The sequence below is a fragment of the Mesorhizobium sp. WSM4819 genome, assembly GCF_055811215.1.
Window position 1 is genome coordinate 1 of sequence record NZ_JBVVQO010000027.1, and the last position, 16,609, is coordinate 16,609.

A 16,609-nucleotide genomic window follows, 5' to 3' on the forward strand; every position below is an offset into this window, starting at 1 on the left:
AGGAGGGTGAGGACATGAGAAAGCCTCTAGCACTCATTTTCGAGGACGAGCCGATGATCGTCGTTGACATCGAGGCGCCACTTAAACAGGCTACCGTCCGGACCTGCCGATAGTCGCAGGAAATCCTTGGGAGCGCGAGCCCAGAACAGCCGGTGAACGAGTTGCTACGCTTTTTGCAACGCAACGCTACGGTACCGGACAGGACGACGCGGCACGAACGGCGCTGCTGGGTCTTTAAATGCTTGATAGACAAGGCTTTGCGGGTACGCGGCGGGATGGGCAGGGATGGGTGGTAGCGAATTTCAAGACCGGTGCCTTAAACCGCTCGGCCATCCCTCCATCGTGATTTTTCAACCACCTGGATGCTCGTCCTGATCGCAACGCGTACGCTGTGGGCACGCCTCGGAGATCGTTCGCGCTTCATTGCTCTAGTGCGCCCTATGAAGTCCTGTCAACCGGCTGTTGCCGGTTCCTGCCAGGGGCAGGGCACGGGTGCTTGACGGCGGGGCTTGAGCCGGACGAGCAGCGCTGCGCCGAAGCTCGAAACGACGTGATTTTTCACTAGCATCGCCGGGGCGGCTTGCGCCACAATCTCGCCCGGTTCCGACCATAATCGGTTAATACGGTGATAAACAATTCCTGTGCACAAGGGATTGCGAATCAAGGTGGCGCTGGAATTGTCGGGTAGGTTCTTGGCCCTGCCGACGTTCAAGTGGCGACGCCTTTGTTGAGAGGGGACAATCGAAAAATGCCAAGCACGACGCGCCCGCGTCTTCGTCGCGCTTCCGCTTTCGCGTTGTTTGCCTTGTCGGCTGGGTTGCTGGCCGCTTGCGCGGCGCCGCCACAGCCAAAGGCAATGGTCAACAAGAAGCCTCGCTCCAAGGAATATTTTGCCGAATCCGAATATGGCGTAAAAGCCAGCCCGCGCGTTACCTTCAAGATGTCAGGCCTGCAGCGTGGCGGCGGACGCGATCAGCTCGGCAAGCCCTATCAAGTGCGCGGCAAGTGGTATTATCCGAAGGAAGACAAGCGCTACGCCAAGAAGGGTCTCGCCTCCTGGTATGGCGAAGCCTTCCACGGCAGGCTGACGGCCAACGGCGAAGTCTACGACATGACACATTTGACCGGCGCGCATCCGACAATGCCGCTGCCGAGCTATGCGCGGGTCACCAATCTGAAGACCGGCAGCTCGGTCGTCGTGCGCGTCAACGATCGCGGTCCTTACCATGACGGGCGCATCATCGATGTGTCGAAGCGCGCCGCCGAAATGCTCGACTATGCCAATATCGGCACGGCCAAGGTGAAGGTCGAATATGTCGGACGGGCGCCGCTTCATGGCAATGACGAACACTATCTGATGGCCTCTTACCATCCCGGCAACAGGGCGCCGGATCCGTCGGACGGCCTGCCCACCGGCGTCATGATCGCCATGAATGGACCATCGCCGAGCACGGCGTTGGCCGCAGCCGCTGCCTTTCCCGGTCAGTTGACGAATTCCGCATCGGCACAGCCTGTCGTGGCGGCGCAGACGCCGGCCGCTGGCAGCGTGACGCTGCCCGATTTCGGGCCGATCGTGCCGGAACGGCCGCAGATCAATCTGCCGCCGCAATCGCCGTTCAGGGTAGCGACACTGTCTTACGCGAGCGAACGCGTGCAGCGCGCCTCCACTGTCTTTGCCGCGCTGGATGGCGCCGGTATGTCGCCTGCCGAAATCCTTCAATCGTGGAAGCGGCAAGTTCCTTCGGCCGCCTTGACCACGGACTATATCGCGGCGGGCTCGTTCGAGGATGCCGCCGAGGCGCAGCAGGTGGCAACCCAGCTTTCCGGCTTCGGCAAGACCGAAATCCAGCGCTCCGAATTCGAGGGCAAGGACTGGTATTCGGTCAATCTCTATCCGGACGGCCATGGCAGCCTGGACGACATGCTGCAGGCGGCATGGTCGCATGGCGCGCCGGACGCGCTCGTGGTTCGGAATTGACCGGCAAAACCTGAAGTTTTGCCCAGTTGTCCGTTACTTGTCCGTTGCGCCGTTGATCGGCCGGGACAAAGCCTGATAGAGCTTGCGCAGAAATACCGGCTGACAGGTCGAACTTCTCATGAAATTTCGCTTCGCCGCGCCTCTCGCCGGGCTTCTGGGTTTTGGCCTCCTGCTGCTTTCGCTGGCTCCGGCCGCGGCGCAGCTTTTCGAAACCAAGGCCGCGCAGGCCTTCATGATCGATGCTGAAACCGGAACGGTGCTGTTTTCCAAGGATGCCGACAGGCCTATACAGCCGGCCTCGCTGGCCAAGCTGATGACGATGGAGGTGGTTTTCAACGCCATCAAATCGGGGCGCGTGACGCTCGACGATACGTACGTGGTGAGTGAGAACGCATGGCGCACCGGCGGCGCGCCATCCGGAACGTCGACGATGTTTGCCCAACTCAAGTCGACGATCCGGCTTCAAGACCTGATCCAAGGCGTGACGGTCCAGGCAGCCAATGACGGCTGCATCATCATCGCCGAAGGTTTTGCCGGATCGGAGGCGAATTTCGCGACTGGGATGACCGAGCGCGCAAGGCAGATTGGCCTCGAGAAATCGACATTCGTCAATGCAACCGGCCTGCCGGCCGATGGTCAGCAGACGACGGTTCGAGAGCTTGCGCTCCTTGCCCTGCATATCTGGCGCGAGTACCCGGACCTCTATCGCTACTACGGCCAGAAGGATTTCACCTGGAACAAAATCACCCAGAGGAACCGCAACCCGCTGCTGGCGATGGATATCGGCGCCGACGGCCTGGCGATGGGCAGGAGCGAGGCATCCGGCTTCGGCATCGTCGGCTCGGTCAGCCAAGGTGGCAGGCGGGTCATTGCGGCGATGAGCGGCCTGGCAAGCGACCGCGAGCGCGCCGAAGAAGCGCGAAAGCTGCTCGACTGGGGCCTTCGTTCCTTTGAGAAAACCGAGATTTTCGCCAAGGACGAGGTGGTCGGCGAGGCCCAGGTTTTCGGCGGCGCGAGATCCGGCGTGGCGCTGAAGGCAAAAGCGCCCGTGGTCATCTTCCTGCCGATCGCCAACCGCGACAAGCTGACCGCCAGGATCGTCTATGAGGGACCGGTTGCAGCCCCCGTGGAGGAGGGGCAACCGGTGGGAGCGCTGCGGGTCTGGATCGGTGACACGCTGAGCCAGGAGACGCCGCTGTTCGCCGCCGAGCCGGTTGGCGTCGGCTCGCTGCCGCAACGCGCGCTCGATGCCGCCAAGGAACTGGCGGTCGGCTGGCTGCGTTAGCAGCCGCGGCGTGGACCTTTGCTCAAGTCAGGACTATTACGGTCCCGCAGCATGGATAAAGGCTTTGGTGAGCGGATTCTTCATCACCTTCGAAGGCGGAGAAGGGGCAGGCAAGTCGACGCAGATCGAGCGCCTGGCCGGCAAGATGCGCGCCAAGCAATACGATGTCGTTGTCACGCGGGAGCCGGGCGGCTCGCCAGGCGCGGAGGCGGTCCGGCATGTGCTGCTTTCCGGCGCTGCCGAGCCATTCGGCCCCAGAATGGAGGCGCTGCTGTTCGCCGCCGCGCGTTCCGACCATGTCGAGCAGGTCATCCGGCCGGCGGTCGAGCGCGGCTCGGTCGTGCTTTGTGATCGCTTCATGGACTCCTCGCGCGTCTACCAGGGCGTCACCGGCGGCCTCGATCCAGCCTTCATGGACGCGCTGGAAAAGGTCGCCATCAACGGCATGGTGCCCGACATGACGCTGATCTTTGATCTCGACCCGGCCGAAGGACTGCGGCGCGCCACGGTACGGCGGGGCACCGATGCCGGCGCCGACCGCTTCGAAAAGGAAACGCTTGATATCCATCAGCGCCGCCGCGAAGCGTTTCTGGCGATCGCCGCGGCAGAACCCGAGCGCTGCATCGTCGTCGACGCGGCCGCCGACCCCGACACGGTGGGGAATGTCGTCGCCGGCGCCGTGTTCGCGGCGCTGGAGACGATGACGCCGAGACACAGGAAGCAGGCGCCGGGATGATTTTCGAACGGATCGCACCAGAACAGCACGACACGCTTGACGGCGTACCGGAGCCATCCGAGACGCCGCGCCTGGTCGGACATGACCAGGCAGCGAACATGCTGGCATCAGCCTATCGCTCCGGGAAGCTGCCGCATGCGCTGATCTTTGTCGGGCCGGTCGGCATCGGCAAGGCGACGCTCGCCTTTCATCTGGCGCACCATCTGTTGAAGCATCCGGCGTTCGAACAGGCGCCGGAGGTCCTTGCCGTTCCCGATCCGGCGTCATCGCTGTTTCGCCAGATCGCCACCGGCGCGCATCCCTCGGTGCTGCATCTGACCCGCCCACCGAACGACAAGACGAAAAGCTTCAAGACGGTCGTCACCGTCGACGAGATCCGCAAGGTCAGCCGTTTCCTGTCGCTGACCTCGCATGACGGCAGCTACCGGGTGGTGATCGTCGACCCGGCCGACGACATGAATACCAATGCGGCCAACGCCTTGCTGAAGAATCTTGAAGAACCACCTGCACGCACCTTGTTCATCCTCATCGTCCACGCGCCGGGCAGCCTGTTGCCGACGATCCGCTCACGCTGCCAGATGGTGCGGCTCACGCCGCTCGATGCCGAGAGCCTGATGACGGTTCTGGAGAGCGTCGAACCGCCGCCACCGGACGATCCCGCGGCGCGCGCGGCACTAGCCAAGCGGGCAGGGGGCAGCGCGCGCACCGCAATACTGTTGACGCAGTATGGCGGGCTGGAAATCGCCGAGACGCTCGACGCCCTGGCGACAGCGGCAAAGAGCGATGTTGCCGGCGCCTATCGCCTCGCGGAGGCGGTCGCCGGGCGCGACCGGGCGATCCAGTTCGAGATTTTCAATCGCCGGGCGCTCGACCTGCTCTCGACCGGCGCAAGCCAGGCCGCGCTGACGGGCGATCTGGCGCGGGCCAAAACGCTGTCCGATACTTGGCACGAGGCTTTGAACGCTATATCTGAGACCGACACCTACAATCTCGACAAGAAGCAGCATGCCTTGACCATGATCGACCGCCTGAATTCTGCAATGCGAATGTGACGGCCCATCGGGATGGCAATCGCCGTTTCGATGCGATATCCACCGCTACATCTTCATTCAGACATTCATGACGGCTCATCCATGGCACGCGACAAATACTACCTCACAACGCCGATTTTCTATCCGAACGGCAAGCCGCATATCGGTCATGCCTACACTGTCATCGCCAGCGACACGCTGGCCCGCTTCCAGCGGCTCGACGGCAAGGACGTCTTCTTCGTCTCGGGAACCGACGAGCACGGTTTGAAGATGCAGCAGACGGCGGACGCCGAAGGCCTGACGCCGAAAGCGCTTGCCGATCGCAACTCGGCGATCTTCCGCTCGATGTATGAAGCGATCGGTTGTTCGAACGACATTTTCATCCGCACCACCGAGGAGCGCCATTACAAGTCCTGCCAGGCGATCTGGACGCGCATGGCGGAGAATGGCGACATCTACCTCGACCGCTACAGCGGCTGGTATTCGGTGCGGCAGGAAGCCTATTTCGACGAGGCCGAAACCAAGGTCGGCGACGACGGCGTGCGCCGCGAGCCGCTCGGCTCGCCGGTCGAGTGGACCGAGGAAGAGAGCTATTTCTTCCGCCTTTCCGCCTATCAGGACAGGTTGCTCGCGCTCTATGAAAGCAACCCCGAATTCGTCGGTCCGGCCGAGCGGCGCAACGAAGTCGTCAGCTTCGTCAAATCCGGACTGAAGGATCTGTCGATCTCGCGCACCACGTTCAATTGGGGCGTGCCGGTGCCGGGCGACGACAAGCATGTGATGTATGTCTGGATCGATGCGCTGACCAACTACATCACCGCTGCCGGCTTCCCCGATGAAGACGCTGACAATTGGCGGTTCTGGCCGGCGGACGTCCACGTCATCGGCAAGGACATCGTCCGCTTCCACGCCGTTTACTGGCCGGCCTTCCTGCTGTCGGCGGGGATCGAGCTGCCGAAGCGCGTGTTCGCGCATGGCTTTCTGTTCAACCGCGGCGAGAAAATGTCGAAGTCGGTCGGCAATGTCGTCGATCCGTTCGCGATGATCGATCATTACGGTCTCGACCAGGTGCGCTATTTCTTCATGCGCGAAGTGCCGTTCGGCCAGGACGGCAGCTACAGCCACGACGCCATCGTCAACCGCACCAATGCCGACCTCGCCAACGGCCTTGGCAATCTGGCGCAGCGCTCGCTGTCGATGATCGCCAAGAACTGCGGCGGCGTAGTGCCGAAACGCAGCGAGTTGGCGGAGGCCGACAGGGCGATCCTCGACCAGGCGGTGGAGGCGCTTGCTACTGCACGCAAGATGATGGCGGAGCAGGGCATCCATCTAGCGCTGGCGGCGATCTTCGGCGTCGTGGCGGAGGCCGATCGCTACTTCGCCTCGCAGGAACCGTGGGCGCTCAGAAAGACCGATCCGACGCGCATGGAAACGGTGCTGTGGACGACCGCGGAAGTCGTCCGACGCGTGGCGCTGCTGTGCCAACCCTTCATTCCGGGATCGGCCGCCAAGCTGCTCGACCTGCTGGCCGTACCGGCGGACAGCCGCGATTTCGTGCATGTCCACGCGGACCATGCGCTGGTATCGGGGGTTACTCTGCCCGCGCCGGAGGGCGTGTTTCCGCGTTACGTCGAGCAACCGGACGCTGATATCTGATGTTGGTCGACAGTCACTGCCATCTCGACTTTCCGGATTTCGCAGAGGAGCGGGCGGCCATCGTCGCCCGCGCCTTGGCCGCTGGAATCGGTCGCATGGTGACGATCTCGACGCGTATGAAGCGTTTCCAACAAGTGCTTGAGATCGCTGAATCTTTCGACGAAGTCTATTGCTCTGTCGGCACCCATCCTCACAACGCCGCCGAGGAGCTGGACGTGACTGTCGAGGCGCTTGTCCGGCTGTCCGCTCATCGCAAAGTGGTGGCGATCGGCGAGGCCGGGCTCGACTATTTCTACGATCATGCGCCGCGCGATGCGCAGGCGCAGGGCTTTCGCACGCACATCGCCGCAGCACGCGAGACGGGCCTGCCTCTGGTCATACACGCGCGTGATGCCGACAGCGACATGGCTGATATCCTCAAGGAGGAAACAGGGAAGGGCGCCTTCCCGTTCATCCTGCACTGTTTTTCGTCAGGGCGCAGGCTGGCCGAAATCGGCGTGGCGCTCGGCGGCTATGTTTCCTTTTCCGGCATCGTGACTTTCAAGAATTCAGCCGAGCTGCGCGCCATCGCCGCCGATGTGCCACATGACCGCCTGCTGGTCGAAACCGACGCGCCGTACCTTGCGCCGGTACCGTTTCGCGGCAAGCGCAACGAGCCTGCCTATGTCGCGCATACGGCCAAGGTGCTGGCCGAAACGATCGGCGTCAGCGAGGCTGACATCGCCGCTGTCACCACGGACAATTTCTTCCGGCTGTTCAGCAAGATGCCGCGCCCGACCGCGCTGAGCGTTTGACGTATGAGCGACCGGCTGCGCCTCACCATTCTCGGCTGCGGCTCATCGCCGGGCACGCCGCGCATCACCGGCGACTGGGGCAATTGCGATCCGGCCAATCCGAGGAACCGGCGCATGCGCACCGCAGCGCTCATCGAGCGGATCGCGGCAAACGGCGACAGGACCACAGTCGTCATCGACACCGGGCCGGATTTCCGCGCGCAGATGCTGCTGGCTTCAGTCAGGCGCATAGATGCGGTCGTCTATACGCATCCGCATGCCGACCACATCCACGGCATCGACGATTTGCGCGGCTTCGTGCTCGAGCAGCGTCATCGGATCGATATCCACGCCGACCAGCCGACCATGCTGCGGTTACGGGAAGCATTCGGCTATTGTTTCGAAACACCGTTAGGCAGTTCCTATCCGCCCATTGTCGAGCCCCATATCATCGACCATGCCAGGCCGGTGGTGATCGAAGGCGAGGGGGGTGCCCTGACTCTCGAGCCGCTGCCGCAGATCCATGGCGACATCATATCGCTTGGGTTTCGCATCGGCGGCCTCGCCTATTGCCCCGATGTCAGTGATTTCCCCGACGCCACCGCCGAACGGCTGCGCGATCTCGACGTGCTGGTCATCGATGCGCTGCAATACAGGCCGCATCCGAGCCATCTGTCGCTCGGCCAGGCACTCGGCTGGATCGAAAAACTGGCGCCGAAAAAGACCGTACTGACGCATATGCATGTGCCGCTCGACTACGCTGCGGTGATGGCCGAGACGCCGGCCGACGTCGACCCGGCCTATGACGGCATGACGATCGAAATCCCTTATGAATCTGCACGATAGGTTCGGTTCTTCATGGCTGGAAGCATGGATCGTGTGACCAGGGCAGCGGCCGATGCCGGCCTCGACATCGAAATCAGGCGCATGGGCGCCTCGACACGCACCGCCGAGGAAGCCGCCGCGCAATGCGGCTGCACAGTCGCCCAGATCGTCAAATCCCTGGTGTTCCAGGGAGAAACCAGCGGAAAGCTGTTTCTCTTCCTGGTTTCCGGCTCCAATCAGCTCGATCTGGCCAGGGCTGCCGCACTGGCCGGCGAGCCGCTGAAGCGCGCCGACCCGCGGCAGATCCGCGACGAGACCGGCTTTGCCATCGGCGGCGTGGCGCCGATCGGCCATCTGATTGCGATCCCGGCGTTCGCCGACGAAACGCTGCTCGGTTTCGATCGTGTTTGGGCAGCGGCCGGCGCGCACGACGCGGTGTTCGCCGCCGAACCACAGGCGATGGTCCAGGCAGCGCAAGCTGTCGTGGCGACACTGGCAGTCTGAATCGAACGCGCCTGATACGCAGTCTCGAGGCTGCAGCGAGCGCCGACTGGCGCACTCTATTCGGCGGCGACTGCGGTGGGCGGCTGCATGATTTCGGGCGCCGCCGGCGCGAACAACATCTTTACGACGTTGCGGAAGGCGAGGATCTGGCGTTCGAGGACACGCGGGTCGCCGAGCCCGCGCGACATGATGATGCCGCCATCGATCACACAGGAGAACATGATGGCGACGTCGTCGAGGTCCATGCCCTTGCGGGCAGGATAAACGGCCGCGATCTCGTTCAGCGCGTCGCGAAACCGCCCGTTCCAGGAGCGGACGGCGGCGGCGGCGATGTCGCGAACGGTGCGGTCGAAGAGGCGCTCCTGATAGGTGAACGTCGCGATCAGGCAGCCGGGGTGGCCGTTCGGCAAGTCACCCATCAGCTCGGCAAGCAGCTTGAGCGTGATCAGGAACGACTGCAACGGATCATCGGACAATTGCCGGCCGCGGTGAAACACATCATCGAAGATGCGGTCGTTCTCCTCGACGTAGCGCAGCATCAAGGCGCGGGCGAGTTCGTTCTTGTCTTTGAAATGATAGAAGAAGCCGCTCTTGGTGATGCCGGCTTCAGCGATCACCTCCTCGATGGACGTCGCGCCGAAGCCCTTGGCGAGCACCGAGGCCTCGGCGATCTCCAGAATGCGTTCGCGCGTTTCCGCACCTTTGCGCATGACCGAATGTCCTTAGATCTACTGTATCGGCGGTATGGTTTTCACACCCGCCACCATCGGCACCGATAGCAATATGACCGGCCCAGCGCGGCTATCCGTCTGTAATTGCTGCGGTTTCCGCTTCGGTGGAGTACCGGACCACAAGCCTTCTACCGCACCGGCGGCACGTACTGCTAAAACCTGGCTATTGCGAACCGGCCGCCATCAGGGCGGCACGGTGTCATCTTACCACTGGAGACAAACATGGCCAAGTACCGCCAGAATCTGCCGCAACTCGCCAACAGAACATTCCTGAGCGATGGCGGCATGGAAACGACCCTCATCTTTCACGAAGGCCTTGACCTTCCGCACTTTGCTTCATTCACGCTGATGGCAACGCCTGAAGGCCGGCAGAAGCTGAGGGAATATTTCGTTCGTTATCTGACCATTGCGCGCAGAAGCGGGACCGGCTTCATCCTCGACACGCCGACGTGGCGAGCCAACCCCGATTGGGGAACCTTGCTCGGCTACGGGCCGGAAGCGTTGCGGGCCGTCAACGAGGCCTCGATCGAGCTTCTTCTCGACCTGCGCAATGAGTTCGAGACCGCCGAAACGCCGTGCGTCATCAGCGGCGCGATCGGGCCGCGCGGCGACGGCTACAAAGCCGGCAAGATGGACGCCAGCGAGGCGGAAGCCTATCACGCGGCGCAGATCGAGAGTTTCGCGCGGACCGAGGCCGACATGGTTGCGGCCTATACGCTCACCAATTTCCACGAGGCAATCGGCGTGGCGCGGGCTGCCAAGGCGCATGAGATGCCGTGCATGATCTCGTTCACGGTGGAGACGGACGGCAAGCTGGTGACCGGCACGACGCTCGGCGAGGCGATCGACAGGGTCGATGACGCGACAGACGGTGCGCCGGCCTACTATATGATCAACTGCGCCCATCCGACGCATTTCATGCAGGCGCTGAACAAGGGCGAGCGCTGGCTCGATCGCGTCTATGGCGTGAAGGCGAACGCTTCAACCAAAAGCCATGCCGAACTGGACGAATCGGATACGCTCGACGCGGGCGACCCGGACGATCTCGGGCGGCGCTACAGCAGGCTGACAGCCTCGTTTCCGACGATGCGCATCCTGGGCGGCTGCTGCGGCACCGACCACCGGCACGTCGCGGCGATCTGCGAGGCCTGCGTGCCGCAAGCGGCGTAGGAACCTGTCCCAGGGAGACGCAACGCTTACCAACCGCAGTTCCGCTGGTTCCAAAGGAAACAAGGAACTGCGGTTGGGCCGAAAAGCAACGCAATCACAACGCACATCAGTTCCATAATCTATCTTATGCGACTTTCTGATGGGTGGAATTCTCAGCGTGAACCGACGGAAAGCCTCTCTGATTTTTGCGTCGATGGGCTTAGCGTAGGATTCGCTCCTACAGCAAACGGCAATCATGAAATGACCGCCTCGCCTCCCTTTCTCGGCTTTCCCGATCGCCTCGCCAATGGCCACACGCCCCGTGCGGTAATCTTCGGAGCCGGTCACGGCAGCACCTATCCCGGCAAGGACAGCAGCGGTTATGCCTTGGCCGCCAACGCCATCCGCGCTGCGAGCCAAGTCGATGCCGAACTCGTCGAGCACAGGGATTTCGATCTCGGCGGCCCGCTGTTCGACGGTAAGCCGGTCTGCTGCATCGACGCCGGCGACATCCCGACAACCATGCATGACAATCCCGGCAACCGGGCCCGGATCGAGGCGACGACGCGCGAGATTCTGGCATTGCCGGCCGTACCGATCCTGCTCGGCGGCGACGATTCCGTGCCCATTCCCTTATTCGCCGGCTTTGCGGATCACGGGCCGGTCTGGATCCTGCAGATCGACGCCCACATCGACTGGCGCGACGAGTTGCATGGCGAACGCTATTCAACCCGATGCGCCGGGCGAGCGAGATGACGCATGTCGCCGGCATCGTGCAGGTCGGCATCCGTGGCGTCGGCAGCGCACGCCTCAGCGAAATCGAAGCGGCGCGGCACTATGGCAGCCGCTTGGTGACCGCCCGCGAAATTCACGCTCACGGCGTCGAAGCCGCTCTCCGGCATATTCCGGAAGGAGCGCGGGTCGTCGTCACCCTCGACTGCGACGGCCTCGATCCCGGCATCATGCCGGGCGTGGCGGCGCGTACGCCCGGCGGCCTCACCTACACTCAGGTGATCGACCTGGTCGCGGGCGACCGCCCGCGAAATTCACGCTCACGGCGTCGAAGCCGCTCTCCGGCATGACTGTTTCTGAGATCGTTAAAGCTCTCGGCGCAATCTAATGAACGTCTGAAAGGCGCCGACTGCGGTCATCATCACCAGTACATCCGATAAAGCACCAGCGGGATCAGGCCCATTACAATTGCAATGACGGCGCGTTCCAACCATCGCATGAATTTCGACTTTGAAGGATTGCCGATATCAAGTACTCAGCACGTCACCGAGAAATTGGAGCAAATCACCCATCGTATATCCGACCCCAAAGTCGTCATCGCCCTGCCGCTATGATTGCACCGCATCGTTTACTTTAGGTTGATGACATGGCGGCTTAGGGCCGCACCCTGCTCTTCGCCTTGTCGCTGCCAGACACTCAAAACCAACGCCGGGAATTGCTGAGCAGTATCTGCTACGACACCGTAGACTCGCGCGAAGGCCGATTTCCTGGGCAGACCGCCCTGCGCGCCTGCCGCTCCTCGTCAGAAGTCAATATCGCCGAAATCGCCGCCGCCATCGGAGCCGGCGTCGCCTGCCTGGTCGGCAGCGGCTTCGTCTGGCTGTGACGCCGCCGGCTCGGTTGCCTGCGCTTGGCTTCCGCCAAACATGCCTGCGATGGCGTTGCCGAGAAGCAACGCCCATCGCGGTCTGCGCGGCTCCGGCGAGGAAACCGCCGTCTGCCCTGCGCCGATCATTGCCCGAGAGCGGCTCCTGCGGCGGAGCGGCAGCGGTGCGCCCGACCCGCGGCACCGAACCCGAGCGCCTGGCGCCGCTGCTGCCAAAGAGGCCGCCAAGCAATCCGCCGCCGGCAGGCTGCTGTGCCTGTTGTTCCAGTTCTTCTATGCGGGACTGTGCCGCGTTCAGCGCCTGTTCCTGCACAACGATCGTCTGCGCCATGTAGTATGGGGCGCCGGGCTGCCGGGCAATCTGATCGTTGATGAAGCGTTCCGCTTCGGCGTCGCGCGGCGGCGTCTGCCGCTCGACATTCGCAAGTTTCTCGAAAAGATTGGCGATCGCCTGCTGGTCGTTCCTGTCCATGGCAAGCAACTCCGATATCCAGGCGCGCCGCGTTCCGAAAGATTTTCGCGACGCGCTTCAAGTCTCTGTTATGCATGTCGCTGCTCCAAAAATGCTGCCGCGACATGCATGGATTTGACGCGGCTATTCGCGCTCGCCGGTGAAGTTCAACAGCAGCTGGAAGATGTTGATAAAATTCAGATAGAGCGAGAATGCACCGAAGACGGCGAGCTTCTGCTGCGATTCCGCACCGAAGTTTTCAGCAAATTGCTCCTTGATCGTCTGGGTATCCCAGGCGGTGAGGCCGATGAACACGGCGATGCCGATCACCGAGATGGCGAACTGGAGCGCGGTCGAGCCGAGGAAGATGTTGACGATGCTGGCGATCACCACGCCGATCAGCCCCATGATCAGGAAGGACGAGAACTGGGTCAGGTCGCGTTTGGTCGTGTAGCCGTAAAGGCTGGTCGCGCCGAACATGGTGGCGGCGATGAAGAAGGTGCGCGCGATGCTGGTCCCGGTGAACACCAGGAACACAGATGCCAGCGACAGGCCCATGACCGCACAGAATGCCCAGAACATCGCCTGAGCGCCGGCCGCGGACATCGTCTGCATCCGGAACGAGAACAGCAGCACGAAGGCGAGCGGTGCCAGCATCACCACCCACTTCAACGGAGTGGAAAAGATCGGCACGTAGAGGGCTGGCGTGGAAGCCACGACGAAGGCGATCACGCCGGTAACGACGAGGCCAACGCCCATGTAGTTGTAGACGCGCAGCATGTGCTGGCGCAGGCCTTCGTCATAGACGGCGCCGGTTTGGGCTCCGACGCCGGTGCGGTATCCTAGATTGGGGGTATTCATGCGGGTTCTCCTTTGTGAAGGGTCAGTAAAGCGTGTTGGCGAGCGTTTCTGCGGTGCGATCGAGATCGCGGACACCGCTTCGGGCGACGACTGCGTAAGCAACTTCGCCGATCTGGAAATAGGCCGAGGAAATTTCGCCCGACGGGGCGACGGTCGGCTGGACCACGTCGAACGTTCCGGGCCGGATCGCGAACAGCGACACCAGTCCCAGGTCTGTTGTTTCGACAGCCATCTCGACGCTCGGGCCGAACTGCGATGGATAGATCTGGACGTCACGGACTTTCCAGTCCTTCGGCAGCGACGGCATGACGATCGCCGTGGCGGCGCGGATTTCGTCCGCATCGTAATCCGGCGCTTCGGGCTGGGATGACATCGCCTCGCGCAGGATCGTCGTCCTGTGTGCCCGGATCGCCTCCTCCAGATAGACCGGCGGCTGGGTCGAGGCGACGACTTTCGTCACCGAAATCGGTCCGACGATCCCGTTCGCCAACCAGCCCGCAGCCAGCAGGACTGCGACCGCCGCAGCCCGCTGCAACGTGCGCAAGGCGCGCCCTCGAGCCAGTCCCCGTTCCAGCCGCCGTGCCGCATCAGCCGTCGCCGGCTGCGCCATGCCCCTGCATCCGGCAAGCGCCACGCGCAGTTCGTCGCGCGTCCTGAGGTCGGACATCACGCGGGCGGCAGCCTCCGGACGGGCGGACAGAAACGCCTCGACCTCAATGCGGCGGGCAACGTCCAGCTGGTCGTCGACATAGGCGTCGAGGTCGGCATCCGTCACCGGATCGCGCAGTTCGCTCATCATGGACATCACGGGACTCCCACGATCTTGAGGTGGCTTTTCGCATGTGCCGGCAATTTGTCCTCCATCTCGCGAAGCGCTGCGCGCGCCCTGCCAATGCGCGACATCAGCGTTCCCAGCGGCACGCCGCTGGCCTCGGCCGCCTGGCTGTAGGTAAGCCCCTCGATGGCGACGAGATGCAGCGCCGAACGCTGCTCATCCGGCAATTTGAAAAAAGCTTCACGTACCTGTGCCAGGCGGACGGAATGCTCCTGGGGTGCCTGCATGCTGGCGTCGGCAAGATATCCGGCCTGCTCGACGCGCACCGCTTCGGATTTGCGGGACCGCAGGCCGTCAATGAAAGCGTTGTGGACGATCGACAGCAGCCATGCGCGCAGGTTTCCGCCGGATCGAAAGGTGCCGCGCCGCTCATAGGCACGCACCAGCGCGTCATGCACAAGATCCTCTGCTTCCGCGCTGTCGCGCGTCAGCGAACGCGCGTAGCGGCGCAAAGAACCAAGCTGTCCTACGATATCGAAGCGTGGCATCGACCCTCTCACGTCCTGTTTACGGAGCATGGCAGGCTTTTAATCCCGCTCTTTGAGTTTTTTGCGATCCGGGATGTCAGGCACAGCCGGCACAACGCCACCAGCGCGCGTACGATTCCTTGTCCGGAACGAGCGGCCCTCCCCGCAGCCGCCTCAATTCGCCGCGCGGTTTTAGCGCCACCGGGGATTTCGATGTTTATCCCTGAATTAATTTGTGACGCGAAAAATCGCGAAAGTGTCATCTTTTTCGGGGCACTTGCGAGTTATAGGCAGGAAACATTCACCGTCGAATCTTCCCTTCGCAGACGGCCCTTTGGGCCCGCTTTTGTTCAACGAATTATCGACCCGACATGACAAGCCCCGACATGACAGGCAATGTGCCAGCCCAGCGGGATACCCGCATCGATGTCTTCCGCGCGCTAGCGCTGCTGACGATCTTCGTCAACCACGTGCCGGGGACGATTCTTCGAGTATGTCACGCACAAGAATTTCGGCTTTTCCGATTCGGCCGAAGCATTCGTGCTGATTTCGGGAATTGCCGTTGGGCTCGCCTACGGACTGAAGTTCCAGCCGGGGAATCGGTTGCTCATCACCCTGAAGGCCTGGCGGCGTGCCGGTGTCCTCTATGTCACCCACGTCATGACCACTGTCGCGACGCTGGCGATCTTCTCGGCGGCTGCATTGCATTTCTCGCGGCCCGATCTTTTGAAGCTGATCAACATCCAGATGATCATCGAGGACACGCCGGAAGCGCTGCTCGGCATCGCGGCGCTCGGGCATCAGATCGGCTATAACAACATTCTTTCCATGTATGCCGTCGTACTTCTGATGATGCCGCTTTTCCTGTGGATCGGCACTTTCAGCCTGCGCCTGATGCTTGCTGCGTCCGCTCTCCTCTGGCTCATCGCCGGCATTTTCCAGATCGCGCCTTCGAATTTCCCCGGCGACGGCTTCTGGTTCCTGAACCCGCTCTCCTGGCAGTTTCTTTTCGTCATCGGCATCGCCGGCATGCTGCATATCAAGCGCGGCGGCGAAATCCGCTTCAACTGGATGATGGCGAGCGCGGCCGTCCTGTATCTGGTCGGCGCGCTGATCTGGGTGCGGCTGCCGCTTTGGGGCATCGAGACGGCCTCAGGCCTGCCTACCGTGCTGACTGGCTTCGACAAGACGTTCCTGTCGCTGTCGCGCCTCATGCACATTCTGGCGATCGCCTATCTGATCGTGGCAATCCCGGCGCTTTCCAACCTGGCGAAGACGAGGCCCGGACACCCGCTCGCGGTTCTCGGCAAGCATTCGCTGCCGGTCTTCATCGCCGGAACGATCCTCGCCATGATCGCGCAGGTCATGAAGGTCGTCAGCCCGGGCGGCCTCCTCTACGACGCGATCCTGATCTCGACAGGCATCGCGCTGCAGTTCGGCTTCGCCTACTACCTCGAATGGTTGCCGCGGATCGGTTGGGGCGGCAAGAAGCGGCAATCTGGAGCCGCCTTGCCGTCTGCTGCCCTCAAACCGGCATGATGGAACGGCGCAACGCGCCGTGCGATCAAGGCCTTTCCCCGGTGCGAGCCTCGCCTCCAGGCCACGCTTTGGATTCCTGTGTCCAGTCTCCCGGTTGGCGGTTTTCAGCCTGGCGCAAATGAAAACCGCTGGCGCAGCACAGCCGATTTGCGTATCACTCCGCCGCCAAC

At 62.5% G+C, this 16,609-nt stretch carries 15 protein-coding genes and 2 pseudogenes; 11 read left to right on the forward strand and 6 right to left on the reverse strand.

What is annotated here, in order from left to right; all coding sequences use genetic code 11:
• Nucleotides 1–451: 451 nt before the first annotated feature.
• Nucleotides 452–712 carry a hypothetical protein gene (locus AC0L18_RS21785; RefSeq protein ID WP_473494167.1) on the reverse strand — a complete coding sequence of 87 codons (261 nt, stop codon included), beginning with the start codon at nt 710–712 and terminating at the stop codon, nt 452–454.
• 36 nt (nt 713–748) lie between these two features.
• Here AC0L18_RS21785 and AC0L18_RS21790 point away from each other — a divergent pair, with 36 nt between their 5' ends.
• From AC0L18_RS21790 to AC0L18_RS21825, 8 genes are all read left to right on the forward strand, one after another.
• Entirely contained in the window at nt 749–1,978 is a 1,230-nt protein-coding gene (locus AC0L18_RS21790; protein WP_473494168.1) for a septal ring lytic transglycosylase RlpA family protein, read from the forward strand.
• Between the two features lie 118 nt (nt 1,979–2,096).
• Nucleotides 2,097–3,263, forward strand: a complete 1,167-nt coding sequence (locus tag AC0L18_RS21795; RefSeq protein WP_473494169.1) for a D-alanyl-D-alanine carboxypeptidase family protein — start codon at nt 2,097–2,099, stop codon at nt 3,261–3,263.
• Nucleotides 3,264–3,327: 64 nt separating this feature from the next.
• Nucleotides 3,328–3,999, forward strand: a complete 672-nt coding sequence (gene tmk, locus AC0L18_RS21800; protein ID WP_473494170.1) for a dTMP kinase — start codon at nt 3,328–3,330, stop codon at nt 3,997–3,999.
• Nucleotides 3,996–5,051 carry a DNA polymerase III subunit delta' gene (locus tag AC0L18_RS21805; RefSeq protein ID WP_473494171.1) on the forward strand — a complete coding sequence of 352 codons (1,056 nt, stop codon included), beginning with the start codon at nt 3,996–3,998 and terminating at the stop codon, nt 5,049–5,051. Before tmk ends, AC0L18_RS21805 begins: the two co-directional genes overlap by 4 nt.
• 81 nt (nt 5,052–5,132) lie before the next feature.
• The gene (metG, locus tag AC0L18_RS21810) at nt 5,133–6,686 is read left to right on the forward strand and encodes a methionine--tRNA ligase (RefSeq protein WP_473494172.1); all 1,554 of its coding nucleotides are present in this window, start codon (nt 5,133–5,135) and stop codon (nt 6,684–6,686) included.
• Nucleotides 6,686–7,480 (forward strand): TatD family hydrolase, encoded by a 795-nt coding sequence (locus tag AC0L18_RS21815; RefSeq protein WP_473494173.1) that lies wholly within the window; start codon nt 6,686–6,688, stop codon nt 7,478–7,480. The genes metG and AC0L18_RS21815 overlap by 1 nt, the downstream gene beginning before the upstream one ends.
• Nucleotides 7,481–7,483: 3 nt before the next feature.
• Nucleotides 7,484–8,305 carry an MBL fold metallo-hydrolase gene (locus AC0L18_RS21820; protein WP_473494174.1) on the forward strand — a complete coding sequence of 274 codons (822 nt, stop codon included), beginning with the start codon at nt 7,484–7,486 and terminating at the stop codon, nt 8,303–8,305.
• A gap of 12 nt (nt 8,306–8,317) precedes the next feature.
• A complete protein-coding gene (locus tag AC0L18_RS21825) occupies nt 8,318–8,788 on the forward strand; it encodes a YbaK/EbsC family protein (RefSeq protein WP_473494175.1) in 471 nt (156 codons plus the stop codon).
• A gap of 56 nt (nt 8,789–8,844) precedes the next feature.
• Here the strand turns inward: AC0L18_RS21825 and AC0L18_RS21830 are convergent, their stop codons facing one another.
• Entirely contained in the window at nt 8,845–9,498 is a 654-nt protein-coding gene (locus AC0L18_RS21830; protein WP_091591074.1) for a TetR/AcrR family transcriptional regulator, read from the reverse strand.
• A gap of 243 nt (nt 9,499–9,741) precedes the next feature.
• Between AC0L18_RS21830 and AC0L18_RS21835 the strand changes: the two genes are divergently transcribed.
• Nucleotides 9,742–10,689, forward strand: a complete 948-nt coding sequence (locus tag AC0L18_RS21835; RefSeq protein ID WP_473494176.1) for a homocysteine S-methyltransferase family protein — start codon at nt 9,742–9,744, stop codon at nt 10,687–10,689.
• A gap of 240 nt (nt 10,690–10,929) precedes the next feature.
• A pseudogene (locus AC0L18_RS21840) lies at nt 10,930–11,699 on the forward strand (arginase family protein); the annotation flags it as partial.
• 510 nt (nt 11,700–12,209) lie between these two features.
• Here the strand turns inward: AC0L18_RS21840 and AC0L18_RS21845 are convergent.
• The 4 genes from AC0L18_RS21845 to AC0L18_RS21860 form a co-directional block, all read right to left on the reverse strand.
• On the reverse strand, nt 12,210–12,758 hold the full coding sequence (locus AC0L18_RS21845; RefSeq protein ID WP_473494177.1) for a DUF2076 domain-containing protein: 549 nt from the start codon (nt 12,756–12,758) through the stop codon (nt 12,210–12,212).
• A gap of 123 nt (nt 12,759–12,881) precedes the next feature.
• Entirely contained in the window at nt 12,882–13,598 is a 717-nt protein-coding gene (locus AC0L18_RS21850) for a Bax inhibitor-1/YccA family protein (protein ID WP_091591079.1), read from the reverse strand.
• A gap of 22 nt (nt 13,599–13,620) precedes the next feature.
• The gene (locus tag AC0L18_RS21855) at nt 13,621–14,394 is read right to left on the reverse strand and encodes an anti-sigma factor family protein (protein WP_473494215.1); all 774 of its coding nucleotides are present in this window, start codon (nt 14,392–14,394) and stop codon (nt 13,621–13,623) included.
• Nucleotides 14,395–14,402: 8 nt separating this feature from the next.
• Nucleotides 14,403–14,921, reverse strand: a complete 519-nt coding sequence (locus AC0L18_RS21860; protein ID WP_473494178.1) for a sigma-70 family RNA polymerase sigma factor — start codon at nt 14,919–14,921, stop codon at nt 14,403–14,405.
• A 365-nt stretch (nt 14,922–15,286) separates the two neighbouring features.
• Here AC0L18_RS21860 and AC0L18_RS21865 point away from each other — a divergent pair.
• Nucleotides 15,287–16,439 (forward strand): annotated as a pseudogene (locus AC0L18_RS21865) (OpgC family protein).
• Nucleotides 16,440–16,609 lie beyond the last annotated feature (170 nt).